Origin of the sequence: Simplicispira sp. 125 (assembly GCF_003096555.1) — a bacterium.
In the GTDB taxonomy this organism is placed as follows: domain Bacteria; phylum Pseudomonadota; class Gammaproteobacteria; order Burkholderiales; family Burkholderiaceae_C; genus Simplicispira.
Window position 1 is genome coordinate 2,190,217 of record NZ_QEKM01000001.1, and the last position, 16,008, is coordinate 2,206,224.

Genomic DNA, 16,008 nt, shown 5'->3' on the forward strand with positions numbered 1-16,008 from the left:
GCTGCTTGTGCATTGTAGGTGCAAGCAAACATTTGATTACCAATGAACAGGCGTGCGGGCGGCGTCAGCGCCTTGCGACCCCCGCGCCACGCACCTCGATGCGCACCTCATCGAGCACCGTGCCCCGCGCATCGGTCAGCTGCACCACATGGCGGCCCGGCCACGGCAGCCAGGCCCATTGCACGCCCCGGCCTACGGGCTTGCCATCCATGCGCCAGCGCAGCGGCATGCCCGCCGCAGGGCCGCCCGCCTCGAACTGCAGGCGCTGGCGCAGCGGGGGAATATCGGGGTCGAGCGCGATGATGGTGCCCGACACCGGTGTGGCAATGTGCACCGCAGAAAGAGGGGCCGCCCCGCCTGCAGTGGTTGCGGGCTGCCCCCTGTTTTTTAAGTGTTTTTGGCCTTTAACGACCGTAGATAAAGCGCCACCAGCTACGATATCCATAGCAAAAATGCCTTGCTGCGTGCCCGGTACGAACCATTCGCTGCGCGCCGCCTCCAGCGGCAGGGGGCTGCCAGGGGCGGGCCCAAAGCGCACGGCGGTGCGCACCAGGGTGCGCGGCGGTGCGGGCGCGCGGCTGGGCGTGTGCGCGTGCAGGTAGGCCATCACGGCCGCCCAGACCGGGGCCGCGCCGCTGCTGCCGCTCACATCGTGCATGGCCGCGCCGCTGGCGTTGCCCACCCACACGCCCACGGTGTAGCGTGCAGACCAGCCCACGGCCCAGTTGTCGCGCATGTCCTTGCTGGTGCCGGTTTTGACGGCGCTCCAGAAGCGCGTGGCCAGCACGCTGTCGGTGCCGAAGGTGCGCGCCCGGGCGTTGCCGTCGGACAGGATGTCGCCCACGATGAACGCCGCCTGGGCGCCCAGCACCGGCCGCAAGGCGGGTACCACCTTGCGCACGGGCAGCACCGGCGGAGCCACCGGACTGTAGCGCCCCCCATTGGCCAGGGCGCGGTAGGCGTTGGCCAGGTGCAGCAGGGGCACCTCGCTGCTGCCCAGGGCAAGGCTGTAGCCAAAATAGCCCCCGCTCTCGCGCAGCGGCAGGCCCAGCGCCACCAGTTGCCGAAAGAACGCATCGGGCGAGACCATGACCAGGGTGCGCACCGCCGGCACATTGAGCGAGGACGCCAGCGCCGTGCGCACCGACACCCAGCCCTTGAACTGGCGGTCGTAGTTTTGCGGAATGTAGAGCCCCCCCGCCGTGGCAATGTGGGCAGAAGAGTCCTCGATGAGCGAGGCGGCGGTCAGCCGCCGCTGATCAATCGCCTGTGCATACAAAAAAGGCTTGAGGGTGGAGCCCGGCTGGCGCAGCGCCAGCACGCCATCGACCTCGGCGGCCTGGCTGAGCAGGCCCGACGAACCCACCCAGGCCAGCACCTCGCCCGTGGCGTTGTCGAGCACCACAATGGCGCCGTCTTCCACCTGGCGGCCCTGCAACTCGCGCAGGTGCTGTTCCAGCGTTTGCACGGCAAAGCGCTGCAAGGGCGCGCGCAGCGTGGTGGTGATGCGCGCTGGCGGCGCCGCCCCGCCCTCTGCCTGCGCCAGCGCCCGCCGCGCAAAATGCGGCGCCACGCCTTCGCTGGCGGCCCAGCCGCGCCGCTGCAGGGCGGCGCTGACAAACAGGTCAAGCGCATCGCAATCGACCCGCGGCCCTGGCGCCTTGCCCTGCATGTCGCGCAGCATACCGCAGGCGCGTTGGGTGACGACGGCCGGCGCGGCATTGGGGCCGCGCACCAGCGCGGCGGCCACGGCGGCCTCGCGGTCGTCCAGCCCGTGCGCGGCTTTGCCAAACAGGGTGCGGCTGAGTGCATCAATACCCACCAGCTCGCCCCGAAACGGCACGAGGTTGAGGTAGGCCTCCAAAATCTGGTCTTTGCGCCAGCGCCGGTCCAGCACCTGCGCGGCCACGGTCTGGCCGAGCTTTTGCACCACGCTGCGCCCGCCGGGCCGCTGGCGCAGGTCGGCCATGTCGGGGCTGTCAAGCAGGCCCGCCAGTTGCATGGTCAGGGTGCTGGCGCCGCGCGTGCGCTGGTTCCACAAATTACCCCAGGCGGCGGCTGTGGCGGCGCGCCAGTCCACACCGCTGTGCGCATAAAAGCGCTTGTCTTCCGACAGCACCATGGCGGTGCGCAGCGCGGGCGACACATCGGCCAGCGGCACCCACGCCCCGCGCCGCACCTGGGCATCGGTGCGCACACGCTGCAGCACCTCACCCTCGCGCGACAGCAGTACGGTTTCAGACGACTGGAAATCCTGGCGCACTTCGTCAAACGTGGGCAGGGCCCAGGCCAGGGAGGGCCCCAGCGCCAGACCCACCCACCACGCACAGCGCCAGGGCGCCACCAGCTCCCACCGAGGACGGAGACCCGTGGGTCGGTCAATAGAGATCAGGCGCAGCAGGCGGTGGAACATGGCGCCGCAGCATAGCAGCGGGGGCTGGCACGATGTGCGAAGCCCTCCTCCCGAGGGGCATCAGCGCGGCAGTTCGCTCGATCCCATCAGAAACTGGTCCACCGAGCGCGCCGCTTGACGGCCTTCGCGCCGCGCGCGCAGTGCGCGTTCATTCCTTCCCGCCCTGGGCGACCGGGAAGGCCGAACCCGGAACGTTTCAACGCGGCAGTTCGCTTGATCCCATCAAGAACTGGTCTACCGAGCGCGCCGCTTGTCGGCCTTCGCGCCGCGCGCGCAGTGCGCGTTCATTCCTTCCCGCCCTGGGCGACCGGGAAGGCCGAACCCGGAACGTTTCAACGCGGCAATTCGCTCGATCCCATCAAGAACTGGTCTACCGAGCGCGCCGCTTGTCGGCCTTCCCGGATCGCCCACACCACCAGCGATTGGCCCCGGCGGATGTCTCCCGCAGCAAATACTCCGGGCACGTTGGTGGCGTAGCCGCCTTCGTCGGTGCTGGCGCGCGCATTGCCACGGGCATCCTTCTCAATGCCGAACGCATCGAGCACGGGCGCCACAGGGCTGACAAAGCCCATGGCCAGCAGCACCAGGTCGGCCTGGTAATGCTTTTCTGTGCCCGCAATTTCGACCAGCTTGCCATCCTTGAACTCGACCTGCACGGTGGTCAATCCCTTGACCTTGCCCTTTTCGCCCGTGAACTCCTTGGTGGAGATGGCGAATTCACGCACGCAGCCTTCCTGGTGGCTGGAGCTGGTGCGCAGCTTGAGCGGCCAGTAGGGCCAGGTGAGTGGGCGGTTCTCTACCTCAGGAGGCATGGGCATGACTTCGAACTGGGTCACGCTGGCCGCACCGTGGCGGTTGCTGGTGCCCACGCAGTCGCTGCCGGTGTCGCCGCCGCCGATCACGATGACGTGTTTGCCATCGGCTCGGATCTGGCCCTTGAGCTTGTCGCCCGCGTTGACCTTGTTCTGCTGCGGCAAAAACTCCATGGCGAAGTGGATGCCGTCGAGGTCGCGGCCCGGCACGGGCAGGTCGCGGCTTTGCTCTGCGCCGCCGGTCAGCAGCACGGCGTCAAAGTCTTGCTTCAACTGCTCGGGGCTGATGGTCTCCTTGGCCCAGTTGGTCACCTTGGAGCCTTTGCCCAGGCCATCCTTGGCGGCGCCCACAAAAACGCCCGTGCGCACCGTGACGCCCTCGGCCTGCATCTGCTGGACGCGCCGGTCGATGTGCGTCTTCTCCATCTTGAAGTCGGGAATGCCATAGCGCAGCAGGCCACCCACGCGGTCGTTCTTCTCAAACAGCGTGACGTCATGCCCGGCGCGCGCCAGCTGCTGGGCCGCGGCCATGCCGGCAGGACCAGAGCCCACCACGGCCACTTTGCGGCCCGTCTTGTGCTTGGGCACCTGCGGCTGCACCCAGCCATGCTCCCAGGCGCGGTCGATGATGGCGTGCTCGATGCTCTTGATGCCCACGGCATCGTCGTTCACGTTGAGCACGCAGGCCGCCTCACAGGGTGCGGGGCAGATGCGGCCGGTGAACTCGGGGAAGTTGTTGGTCGAATTGAGTACGGCGAACGCGCTCTTCCAGTCGGCCTGGTACACCAGGTCGTTGAAGTCCGGAATGATGTTGTTCACCGGGCAGCCATTGCTGCAGAACGGCGTGCCGCAGTCCATGCAGCGCGCAGCCTGCACGCGGGCCTGGGCGTCGTCCAAGCCAATGACAAATTCGCGGTAGTTCTTGAGGCGCTCGGGCACACCTTTGTAGCCCTCTTCGATGCGCCCGTATTCCATGAAGCCTGTGGTCTTTCCCATGTCTGTGTCCTTGTGAATGATGTGCTGGCAGCGAGCGGCCTCAAGGGGCCACTTTTGCTACTGTTTCTGTAGCTTCTACCGCTGGTGTAGCGGACTCTTCAAGCACTTTTCTTTCATATATTTCAGACAGGGCGCGCTTGTATTCGGTGGGGAACACCTTGACGAATTTGCTGCGCGATGCGGCCCAGTGGTCGAGCAGTTCGCGCGCACGCTTGCTGCCGGTCCAGCGGTTGTGGTCTTCCAGCATTTTCTTGAGCTGGGCTTCGTCGGTCTGGTCGCGGTGCCAGGTGGCACGCGGCGTGGTGGCCATTTGCTCGTCACTGGGCAGGATGCGTTCGAGCGTGACCATAGACAGGTTGCAACGGGTGTCGAACTGGCCGTCCTCGTCGTACACATAGGCCACGCCGCCGCTCATGCCCGCCGCGAAGTTGCGGCCGGTCTGGCCCAGCACCACCACGGTGCCGCCGGTCATGTATTCGCAGCCATGGTCGCCCGTGCCTTCCACCACCGCAGTGGCTCCCGACAGGCGCACAGCAAAGCGCTCGCCGGCCACGCCGCTGAAATAGGCCTCGCCGCTGGTGGCGCCGTACATGACGGTGTTGCCCACGATGGTGTTGCGCGCAGCATCGCCCCGAAAGTCGATGCTCGGGCGCACGATCACGCGGCCGCCCGACAGGCCCTTGCCCGTGTAGTCGTTGGCGTCGCCAATCAGGTACAGCGTGATGCCACGGCACAAGAAAGCGCCAAACGACTGGCCGCCCGTGCCTTCGAGCTGGATGCGGATGTTGTCGTCGGGCAAGCCCTCAGGGTGCAGGCGGGTGACTGCACCCGAGAGCATGGCGCCGACCGAGCGATTCACGTTGCGCACCACTTCGATGAACTGCACACGCTCGCCCTTTTCGATGGCGGGCTGGCTGCGCTCGATGAGCTTGCGGTCCAGCGTGTGCTCAATGTCGTGGTCTTGGACTTGAACATGGAAGCGCGGTACGTCGGCGGGCACGATGGGTTGGGCGAACAGGCGGCCGAAATCGAGGCCACGGGCCTTCCAGTGCTCCAGGCCCTTGCGCATATCGAGCAGGTCGGTGCGGCCAATCAGGTCGTCAAACTTGCGCACGCCCAGTTGCGCCATGATTTGGCGCACTTCTTCGGCCACGAAGAAGAAGTAGTTGACGACATGCTCAGGCTTGCCCGAGAACTTGGCGCGCAGCACCGGGTCTTGCGTGGCCACGCCCACGGGGCAGGTGTTGAGGTGGCATTTGCGCATCATGATGCAGCCCTCGACCACCAGCGGCGCCGTGGCAAAGCCGAACTCGTCGGCACCGAGCAGCGCACCAATCGCCACATCGCGGCCGGTTTTCATCTGCCCGTCGGCCTGCACACGGATGCGCCCGCGCAGGCGGTTGAGCACCAGGGTCTGCTGGGTTTCGGCCAGGCCGATTTCCCACGGACCGCCGGCGTGCTTGATGGACGACCAGGGCGATGCGCCCGTGCCGCCATCGTGGCCGGCGATCACGACGTGGTCGCTCTTGCACTTGGCCACGCCCGCCGCAATGGTGCCCACACCCACTTCGGACACCAGCTTGACGCTGATGCTGGCGTGCGGCGCGACGTTTTTCAGGTCGTGGATGAGCTGCGCCAAGTCTTCAATGGAATAAATGTCATGGTGCGGCGGGGGCGAGATCAAGCCCACGCCAGGCACGCTGTGGCGCAGCTTGCCGATGTAGTTGGACACCTTGCCGCCGGGCAGCTGGCCGCCCTCGCCCGGCTTGGCGCCCTGGGCCATCTTGATCTGGATCTGGTCGGCGCTGCTGAGGTATTCGGCCGTGACGCCAAAACGCCCCGAGGCGACTTGCTTGATGCGGCTGCGCAGCGAGTCACCGTCCAGCAAAGGCAGGTCGACCTCGACGTTCTCGGGACCGATCACGCTCTTGAGGCTGTCGCCCTGCTTGATCGGGATGCCCTTGAGTTCATTGCGGTAGCGCGCGGCATCTTCACCGCCCTCGCCCGTATTGCTCTTGCCGCCGATGCGGTTCATGGCCACGGCCAGGGTGGCATGGGCTTCGGTAGAAATCGAGCCCAGCGACATGGCGCCCGTGGCAAAGCGCTTGACGATGTCCTTGGCGGGTTCGACCTCGTCCAGCGGGACAGCCTTGGCGGGATCGAACTGGAACTCGAACAGGCCACGCAGGGTCATGTGGCGCTTGCTTTGGTCGTTGACCAGCTGGGCGTATTCCTTGTAGGTGCTCCAGTTGTTGGCGCGCGTGGCATGTTGCAGCTTGGCGATGGTGTCGGGCGTCCACATGTGCTCCTCACCGCGTGTGCGCCAGGCGTACTCCCCGCCGGTATCGAGCATGTGGGCCAGCACCGGGTCACCGCCAAAGGCGTCCTTGTGCATGCGGATCGCTTCTTCGGCGATTTCAAACACGCCAATGCCTTCGACCCGGCTGGCGGTGCCGGTGAAGTACTTGCCGACGGTGTCGCTGCTCAGGCCGATGGCCTCGAACAGCTGGGCGCCGCAGTAGCTCATGTAAGTGCTCACGCCCATTTTGGACATGATTTTGGACAGCCCTTTGCCGACGGCTTTGACGTAGTTGGTGATGGCCTTGTCGGCGGACAGATCGCCGCCCAGGTCCTTGTGCATATCGGCCAGGGTTTCCATGGCCAGATAGGGGTGCACGGCCTCGGCGCCGTAGCCGGCGAGCACGGCAAAGTGGTGCACCTCGCGCGCAGTACCCGTTTCGACCACCAGGCCCGCCGTAGTGCGCAGCCCTTCGCGCACCAGGTGCTGGTGGATGCTGGAGAGCGCCAGCAGCGCAGGAATGGCCACCTGCGTGGCACCTACTCCGCGGTCGCTGATGATGAGAATATTGGCACCGCCACGGATTTCATCGACCGCCTGCGCGCACAGCGAGGCGAGCTTGGCCTCGACACCTTCGCGGCCCCAGGACAGCGGGTAGGTGATGTCGATGGTGGCGCTGCGGAACTTGCCCTGGGTGTGTTTTGCGATATCGCGCAGCTTGGCGATGTCGGCAAAGTTGAGCACCGGCTGGCTCACTTCCAGCCGCATGGGCGGGTTCACCTGGTTGATGTCCAGCAGGTTGGGCTTGGGGCCGATGAAGCTGTTGAGCGACATCACGATGGCCTCGCGGATCGGGTCGATCGGCGGGTTGGTCACCTGGGCAAAAAGCTGTTTGAAATAGTTGTAGAGCGGCTTGTTGCGGCCCGAGAGCACGGCCAGTGGGCTGTCGTTGCCCATGGAGCCAATGCCTTCCTCGCCATTGCGGGCCATGGGCGCCATCAGGAACTTGATGTCTTCTTGCGTATAGCCAAAGGCCTGTTGGCGGTCGAGCAGCGGCAGTTCGGCTGCCTGAGTGGTCGCCACCTGGGGACCCGCGTCAATGTTGTCGAGCTTGATGCGCAGGTTCTCGATCCACTGCTTGTAGGGCTTGGTGTTGACGATGTTGGCCTTCAACTCCTGGTCGTCGATCATGCGGCCCTGTTCCAGGTCGATGAGCAGCATCTTGCCCGGCTGCAGGCGCCATTTGCGCACGATGCGGTTTTCGGGCACGGGCAGCACGCCCGACTCGGACGCCAGGATCACCAGATCATCATCGGTGACACAGTAACGCGAGGGACGCAGGCCATTGCGGTCGAGCGTGGCGCCGATCTGGCGACCGTCGGTGAAGACGATGGAAGCAGGCCCGTCCCAGGGCTCCAACATAGCGGCATGGTATTCATAGAAAGCGCGGCGGCGTTCGTCCATGGTGGTGTGCTGCTCCCAGGGTTCGGGAATCATCATCATCACGGCCTGGCTGATGGGGTAGCCGGCCATGGTCAGCAATTCAAGGCAGTTGTCGAAGGTGGCCGTGTCGGACTGGTCGGCAAAGCTGATCGGATAGAGCTTTTGCAGGTCGGCCGCCAGCACGGGGGACGACATGACGCCTTCGCGCGCCTTCATCCAGTTGTAGTTGCCTTTGACGGTGTTGATCTCGCCGTTATGCGCCACATAGCGGTAGGGGTGGGCCAGCGGCCACTCGGGGAAGGTGTTGGTGGAAAAGCGCTGGTGCACCAGGCCAATGGCCGACACACAGCGCTCATCTTCCAGGTCCTTGAAATACACACCCACCTGGTCGGCCAGCAGCAGGCCCTTGTAGACCACGGTGCGGCTGCTCATGCTGGGCACGTAATACTCTTTGCTGTGCTTGAGCTTGAGCGCCTGGATGGCAGCACTGGCCGTCTTGCGGATCACGTAGAGCTTGCGCTCGAGCGCGTCCTGCACGATCACGTCGCTGCCCCGGCCGATGAACACCTGGCGCAGGATGGGCTCCTTGGCGCGCACGGTGGGTGACATGGGCATGTCGCGGTTGACCGGCACATCGCGCCAGCCGAGCAGCACCTGGCCTTCGGCCTTGATGGCGCGCTCCATCTCCTGCTGGCAGGCCAGGCGGCTGGCGTGCTCCTTGGGCAAGAAGATCATGCCCACGCCGTATTCGCCAGCGGGGGGCAGTGCCACGCCCTGCGCGGCCATCTCTTCACGGTACAGGGCATCCGGGATCTGGATCAGGATGCCTGCCCCATCGCCCATGAGCTTGTCGGCGCCTACGGCGCCGCGGTGATCGATGTTTTCCAGGATCTTGAGCGCCTGCGTCACGATGTCGTGCCGCTTGACGCCCTTGATGTGCGCCACAAAGCCGAGGCCGCAGGCGTCGTGCTCGTTGGCGGTCGAATACAAACCGTGTTGCTTCAGATGCTCTATCTCGGCGGCCGTGGTCATGGCACTTTCCTCATTCATTGCGCAGGGAAGTGAAGATTAGTGCATTGCAGCATCTGCACGCAAGAAGAATAAATGGGGTCAGATTCTAATTAATCAGTTCAATTATTCAAAAATACTAAATTGGGGACTTATCAAAAACAATAGCTTATAACGCTTTGTGCGCGGGCTTTAATTCAGTTTTTCTTCATTGTTTTTTTCCCGTGGGTGGCCGCCCTGGTTTCGATTTCGTCACGCGGCGGGTCGATTTTTTTTGTATCTCGCCCACAAAATCCGGCTCGCCCAATGCCCAGCCACGCAACGCTGCATCGGTCAACTGCGCTTGCTGGCCCGCGCTGATGCCGGCCTGTACGAGTTCAGCGTAGGCCGCTTCACGCGCAAACGGTGTATTGCCCAGCGCCCAGTACAGCGCATGCGGCGTGACCAGGCTATCGGGGCGCAAACCCAGGTGGTGCGCATGGCTGGACCAGCGCCAATCGGTCGGCTGCAGCACCCTGCCGGCGCGCACCGGGTTCAGGTCGATGTAGACCATGCAGGCCAGGAGGTAGCGCTCTGTCTCGATCAACGTAGAGCGGTAGCGCCCTTCCCACAGGGTGCCGCTGCGGCCATGGCGTTGATTGAAGTAGCGCACATAACTGCGGCCCACCGCCTGCATCATCAAAGGCAGCGCCTCCGCAGTGGCTGGCGTGGCAAGAAGGTGGAAATGGTTGTCCATGAGCACATAGGCGTGCACCGCGACACCGAACTTTTTTGCACTCTCTGCCAGCAGCCGCAGCATGGCTTCGAAATCCTGCGCATCGACAAAAATCACCTGGCGGTTGTTGCCGCGCTGGATGATGTGGTGGGGGTAGCCAGGGAGGGTCAGGCGAGGAAGACGGGCCATAAACGAAATCACTCAGCAGGGTAGGTAGAAGACAAGGACGACCAAGGACGGCGCAACAGCATGGAGTGGGCCTGAAACCAGCGCTATTTCAGAGTCTGACCCCAATTTTATTCTGCGAAGCGCTTCAAAGTGTGTGATCCAATCCATGTAACTCTGAGAGGCAGCACCATGAACGCACGACGAACCACCAGTTTGGCTATCTTTCTTTCCGTTGCGAGTTTGGCGGCTTGTACCAGCAACGGGAATTACGCTTATACAAACCATCAGCGCAACCGCATCGCTGCCATGGATGCAGACACCGCAGCGCGCGTGCGGCACATGATCCTGGCCGATAAGCAAATCGCTTTACGCCAGACGGTGACTGTGAACGTAAAGGAGGGCGAAGCCGAATTGCTGGGCGAAGCGCGCAACACCCAAGAGCGAGCGCGAGCCCAGGCGATTGCCCAGCGCACACCGGGTGTGCGCAAAGTCAAGAACCTGATGACGCTCCGGTAGGCAGATCACCTGCGGGAACCTCCAGCAGCGGCTCCAGTCCGAAGCGCGCTCCCATCGCCTGTTCCAGTCCGAACTCTCGCAAGATGGACCGCAAGCGCTCGGCAGCACTGCGTTTTTTCTGCCCGTTGTATTTTGCGATGATGAGTTCGTTCTTCATGCTGTGCTCCCAGCCCACCAGTTCTGTCACCGTGACCTGGTAGCCGCTGGCCTCCAGGTACAGGCAGCGCAGCACATTGGTGATCTGGCTCCCCAGCTCCCGGGTGTGCAATGGATGGCGCCACAATTCAGCCAACGGCGTACGGCCCAATTGCAAGGCCTTGTCCTTGCGCAAAAATGAGGCCACTTCGGCCTGGCAACACGGCACGATGACCATGGCACGGGCCCTCTTTTGAAGTCCAAATGCAATGGCGTCGTCGGTCGCTGTGTCACAGGCGTGGAGCGCGGTCACGATGTCGATGCGATCGGGCAACTCGGTCGCGTCGGTCGATTCGGCCACCGACAGATTCAGAAAAGACATGCGACCAAAACCCAGCCGGTCGGCCAAGGCGCGGGATTTTTCCACCAGATCGGCGCGGGTTTCGATGCCGTAGATGTGGCCGCGCCCCAGCGCCTTGAAGTACAGGTCGTACAGAATGAAGCCCAGGTAAGACTTGCCGGCCCCATGGTCGGCAAGCAGGGGGGCATGGCCCTGGGCGCTGAACTCTTCCAGCAACGGTTCGATGAACTGGAAAAGGTGCGAGACCTGCTTGAGCTTGCGGCGTGAATCCTGGTTCAGGCGGCCATCGCGCGTGAGGATATGCAGCTCTTTGAGCAGTTCCACCGACTGGCCAGGGCGCAGTTCTGGGATCTCCACGGCAGCGACTGAGACGGGAGCACGGTCTTTTCCACGCAGCGGCTTCATGTATTGCCTTTCTGTGGCAATTCGGCGTGTGCCACGGGGCAGCGCGCCCCTACATCCAGCGCCTGCCAGCCCTCTGCGCCCATTTCCTCCAGCACCTTCATGTTGCGCTCGTAGATGGTTTCGGCCTCTGGAAACGCCGCCACAGCCCGGTCGATGCTGTCTTCGCGCAGCAGGTGCAAGGTGGGGTAAGGTGCTCGATTGGTGCAGTTGGTCACGTCGTCCACGGTTGTGCCTCCAAACTGGAACGCGGGATGGAACGATGCAATCTGCAAGATGCCCTCCAGGTCCAGTGCGTTCAGCAGTTGGTCGGCCAACTCCAGAAAATCGTTGAAGTCGAGAAAATCAGGAAAGCAGGCTGGCGCTATGAGTAGCGTGGTGTCGCGCTCTTCGGGTGAAATCTCGGCAAGGGCCTTCAGTTCATCGCCAAGCTCTTGTAGCAACTGCGCCCCCTCCGTGGCGCTACTGACAACATAATGGATCTGCCCTTTGCCATGCACACCCTTGGCAAAGGGACACAGGTTCAGGCCGATCACAGCGCGCTCCAACCAGCGCACGGTGTCCTGCCACACGATCGCCGCATCGGGCAAAGGAGACTCTGAAAACATGTGGGGTGATGCAGTCATGGCGTTGCGGGGACAGGAAAGGTAAGCGAGCGTTGGAGCACGATAGCAGACTCTGCCGATGGCTCCAGGCGGTACGCCGCGCAGGCGCGCTCAATCGAGCAAACGCTGTCCTGTCAAGCGCTCGTGCTCCCGGGCCGCATAGCGGTCGGTCATGCCGGCGATAAAGTCGGCCACCACCCGCGCTCGGACAGAAGGCTCTGCTGCACCGTTAGCCCACTCAGCAAAAGACGGTTTCATCTCCGGCGGGGACGCCATGTAAGTCCTGAAGAGGTCGCGAACAATCTGGCTGGCGTTGCCCATGGTCTGAACCACCTGTTCATGGCGGTAAAGACGGCTGAGCAGAAAGCTTTTGAGTTCTTGCGACAGCACCCGCATGCTGTCGCCAAAACCCACGATCGTAGGCATGGTGCGCACCACCTCGACACTGGAGGGGACGGACTGCGCCAATGCGGCTTGTGTGGTGTTGATCACATCGTAGACCTGGGCACTGAGCATGCGCCGGATGGCGTCGTAGAGCAAGCGCCGTTGGCCCGAGGGTGCATCTAACCCAGGGTATTCGGACAAGGCCTCAGCGCGGTATCGGTCAAACAAGGGGACGTCACGCAGTTGCTCCATCGTCAACAAACCGGAGCGCACACCATCATCGATATCATGGGCGTTGTAGGCAATTTCGTCTGCCAGGTTGCACAGCTGCGCTTCAAGGCTGGGCTGCTGGCGTACCAGGAACCGCTGCCCCACTCCGCCGGGCTCTGCCGTCTCCAGCGCTTGGGCATTCGCGCGCGAGCAATGCTTGAGAATGCCCTCTCGCGTTTCAAAGCTGAGATTGAGCCCATCAAACTGTGGATAGCGCCGCTCCAGCAAATCGACAACACGCAGACTCTGCAGGTTGTGCTCAAACCCCCCGTAGTCGGCCATGCAGGCATTGAGCGCATCCTGCCCGGCATGCCCAAACGGCGTATGCCCCAGGTCGTGTGCCAGCGAGATGGCTTCCACCAGATCTTCATTGATGCCCAACGATCGCGCTATGGACCGCCCAAGCTGCGCCACCTCCAGCGAATGTGTTAACCGCGTACGGAACAGATCCCCTTCATGGTTCAGGAAGACCTGCGTCTTGTAAACCAAGCGGCGGAAAGCCGTCGAGTGCACGATACGGTCCCGGTCGCGTTGGTATTCGGTGCGCGTGAGAGCAGGCACTTCAGCGTAGCGCCGTCCCCGCGTACGGGCTGGATCGCACGCATAAACTTGCAATGAAGAAAATGTAGTCAAATTGGCACCTGACGCTTATTCTATAAGCGCCACCAGCTATCAATTTGATTGTGCATCAAAGACAGCAGGCATCGATGACTTCGCGCACCAGCGCATCGGGCGCTGCGCGTACTACGGCGCGCCCTGGGCCTTCGATCAACACAAAACGAATTTCCCCGGCTTCGGCCTTTTTATCGACCCGCATGAGCTCCAGGTAACGCCCCGCATTGTCGGCGGCATCCAGGACCGGGCCGCGCAGCGGCAGACCAGCCCGTTGCACCAATGCGCGCAACCGCTGCACGTAGGCGGCATCCACCAAACCCAGCCGATGGGACAGCTCAATGGCCATCACCATGCCGGCCCCAACACCCTCACCATGCAGCCATGCTCCGTATCCCATGCCGGCTTCAATGGCATGGCCAAAAGTGTGGCCAAAATTCAAAATCGCCCGTAGACCCGCCTCCCGCTCATCCTGCCCCACGACCCAGGCCTTGATCTCGCAGCTGCGGCGCACCGCATGCGCAAGCGCATCACGGTCACGGGCCAGCAAGGCATCCATGGACGATTCGAGCCACTCCATGAAAGCCATGTCGGCAATCGGCCCATATTTGATGACTTCAGCCAACCCGGCGGACAGTTCGCGCTGCGGCAACGTGTCGAGGGTGGAGAGATCGCAAACCACCAGTAGAGGTTGGTAGAAAGCACCAATCATGTTCTTGCCCAGCGGGTGGTTAATGGCCGTCTTCCCTCCCACAGAGGAATCCACCTGCGCCAGCAAAGTTGTAGGTACCTGGACAAAGGGCACGCCGCGCATGTAGCACGCTGCAGCAAATCCAGTCATGTCACCCACAACACCTCCGCCCAGCGCAAAGAGCACTGTTTTGCGATCGCAACCGTTCTCCAGTAGTGCGTCAAAGATCAAGTTCAGGGTTTGCCAGGTTTTGTGTTCTTCACCGTCGGGGAGTTGAACGACATGGACAACGGAGTAACACTGCTTGAGGGACTGTACGAGCGCCGCACCATGCAATGGCCACACGGTCGTGTTGGTGACAACCAGTGCACACGGTGCGCGGGGTAGCGCCGAATGCTGGTACAGCGTTGAAAGGCAAGACGCAGCGATCTGGATTTCATAGCTGCGATCCCCCAGATCGATTTCCAGCTTGCGCGTCCCTCGGTCTGAAAGAGATTCAGGCATTTCGTATTTATTCTCGGTTTCTTGCATCGATGGTGATAAATATGGGTGCGGGTCACAAAACAACGGTACCAAAAAAAAGCCCCTTGGATGCATCCAAGGGGCTTTTTCTCAAGACTCAGGACAGACAGGAATTGTATTTCTCAATACCCTGTGCTGCCCGGACAGAGTGCCTATGATCTGTGAAGACCAAATCAACCGACAACGATGGTGACTTGGCGCCTCACGACCAGACTGCCCCGCGTGGCGGTGACGATGAAAGTGAAGGTGCCCTTAGCGGTCGGCGTGCCTGAGATAGTACCGTCGGCAGCCAGTGCCAGTCCGGGAGGCAAGTTCCCCGTGACCGTCCATACTACCGGAATCGCTGGGTCGCCAATCGAGAACGAGAGGGTGTGTGAATATTGTTCGCCCAATTTTCCTCCAGGCAAGGCGCAGGGCTTGCTGACGTCGCTATCGCAGCCGTCAATAGCAAGATCACCTTCTACCTTGATCTTCACGTTCTTGGTCAACGGGACATCGGTGTAATCGGTCACGGTCACCACCACGTTGTAAGTCCCCTTCGGTGCAGTGGGTGTGCCGGTGATCACGCCGTCAGCGCTCAAATTGAGGCCCGTGGGCAACCCGCTGCTTGTCCACATGTAGGGTGGCACGCCGCCCTGTGCGGTCAATGCATACGAGAACGCCATGCCATTGGTGACCGTTATTTCTGTGTCCGTAATCGCCAGCGGAACCGTTCTGATGGCCTTGTGCACACCGATGGCCATGAGTTGCATCACGGGATCCTGGATACCGTTGCTTACGTCGTTGTCGAAACGATCCGAAGTCAGTTCCAGCAGAATGACGCCTGCGCTTGGCCCGCTGGAGATCGCGAACAGTCCCTCGCCCCCAATGGTCTTGACCTGAATCGTGCTTCCCGACTGGCCTCCCTGCAACAGGCGCGATCCCGCAGATGCGCCGAATGGGCGAATGCTGACCTGCAGATTGGCAGCAACTGGATCAGGAGCCGGTTGATTCGCATCATCCATCACCTTTGCACTTATGGCGACGCTTTTAGGCAGGTTAAATGTATTGGTACTCGTACCCAGATAGCCAGGAGCCTGGGCTGTTCCAGTCACGCTGGCTGGCTTGCCGGTTGCCGCACCCACCACAATATCGACACTCGCGCTGGAAACCAGCTTATCTGCTGGGTTAGTGACCGTGCAGACAATGCGGGCAGTCCCTGCCTTATCTCCTGCATGGAAATGGAACGAATTTCCGCCCGAGTTGGAATCAAGCACGATGTTGCGATAAGCGCCTGGGACTTTAATTTTTCCGCCCATTCCATCGTCGACTTCAACCATGTGCTCATCTTTACCATCAAGATAATACAAAGCACCAGACTCCAGGCCACCAGCGACATTGCAGCCAAAAATTTCCTTCCCTCCGGGAATTGGAGCACTGCCTTCACGTGCCTCGACGTAGAGCGTGGTCGTGAAGGGCGAATACGCTCCAATACCAGCTCTTTCATTCGCAATATTCAGAGGCAATTGAGTTTTGGCCGCCTTCACTGAAATCGAATAAGGCAAACTGCTGTCCCCGGGGCTACCGCCACCGCCCCCGCAGGCCGTCAGCACGGCAACCGATGCCGTCGCTATAAATTTGAAAATCTTTTGCATTTTCTGTCCTCTTCTATATCAA

The 16,008-nt window shown here is 62.1% G+C and carries 10 protein-coding genes; 1 reads left to right on the forward strand and 9 read right to left on the reverse strand.

Features of this window, described 5'->3' with window-relative positions; all coding sequences use genetic code 11:
* Positions 1-64 precede the first annotated feature (64 nt).
* From pbpC to C8D04_RS10345, 4 genes are all read right to left on the reverse strand, one after another.
* Positions 65-2,413: a penicillin-binding protein 1C gene (pbpC, locus tag C8D04_RS10330; protein ID WP_116004766.1), complete on the reverse strand. Its 2,349-nt coding sequence runs from the start codon at positions 2,411-2,413 to the stop codon at positions 65-67.
* A gap of 332 nt (positions 2,414-2,745) precedes the next feature.
* The gene (locus C8D04_RS10335; protein ID WP_116004767.1) at positions 2,746-4,221 is read right to left on the reverse strand and encodes a glutamate synthase subunit beta; all 1,476 of its coding nucleotides are present in this window, start codon (positions 4,219-4,221) and stop codon (positions 2,746-2,748) included.
* A 40-nt stretch (positions 4,222-4,261) separates the two neighbouring features.
* On the reverse strand, positions 4,262-8,995 hold the full coding sequence (locus C8D04_RS10340) for a glutamate synthase-related protein (protein ID WP_116006133.1): 4,734 nt from the start codon (positions 8,993-8,995) through the stop codon (positions 4,262-4,264).
* A gap of 184 nt (positions 8,996-9,179) precedes the next feature.
* Positions 9,180-9,875, reverse strand: coding sequence for a transposase (locus C8D04_RS10345; protein WP_116004768.1), 696 nt, complete (start codon positions 9,873-9,875; stop codon positions 9,180-9,182).
* A 285-nt stretch (positions 9,876-10,160) separates the two neighbouring features.
* Between C8D04_RS10345 and C8D04_RS18695 the strand changes: the two genes are divergently transcribed.
* Positions 10,161-10,370 carry a BON domain-containing protein gene (locus C8D04_RS18695; protein ID WP_158550304.1) on the forward strand — a complete coding sequence of 70 codons (210 nt, stop codon included), beginning with the start codon at positions 10,161-10,163 and terminating at the stop codon, positions 10,368-10,370.
* Here C8D04_RS18695 and C8D04_RS10355 read toward each other — a convergent pair.
* The 5 genes from C8D04_RS10355 to C8D04_RS10375 form a co-directional block, all read right to left on the reverse strand.
* Positions 10,345-11,271 carry an SAM-dependent methyltransferase gene (locus C8D04_RS10355; RefSeq protein ID WP_116004770.1) on the reverse strand — a complete coding sequence of 309 codons (927 nt, stop codon included), beginning with the start codon at positions 11,269-11,271 and terminating at the stop codon, positions 10,345-10,347. The genes C8D04_RS18695 and C8D04_RS10355 overlap by 26 nt on opposite strands.
* Positions 11,268-11,876 carry a DUF1415 domain-containing protein gene (locus tag C8D04_RS10360; protein WP_199563052.1) on the reverse strand — a complete coding sequence of 203 codons (609 nt, stop codon included), beginning with the start codon at positions 11,874-11,876 and terminating at the stop codon, positions 11,268-11,270. Before C8D04_RS10360 ends, C8D04_RS10355 begins: the two co-directional genes overlap by 4 nt.
* Before the next feature lie 108 nt (positions 11,877-11,984).
* Positions 11,985-13,142, reverse strand: coding sequence for a deoxyguanosinetriphosphate triphosphohydrolase (locus C8D04_RS10365; protein ID WP_116004772.1), 1,158 nt, complete (start codon positions 13,140-13,142; stop codon positions 11,985-11,987).
* Positions 13,143-13,215: 73 nt separating this feature from the next.
* On the reverse strand, positions 13,216-14,334 hold the full coding sequence (gene aroB, locus C8D04_RS10370; protein ID WP_116006134.1) for a 3-dehydroquinate synthase: 1,119 nt from the start codon (positions 14,332-14,334) through the stop codon (positions 13,216-13,218).
* Positions 14,335-14,525: 191 nt separating this feature from the next.
* On the reverse strand, positions 14,526-15,986 hold the full coding sequence (locus tag C8D04_RS10375) for an Ig domain-containing protein (protein ID WP_116004773.1): 1,461 nt from the start codon (positions 15,984-15,986) through the stop codon (positions 14,526-14,528).
* Positions 15,987-16,008 lie beyond the last annotated feature (22 nt).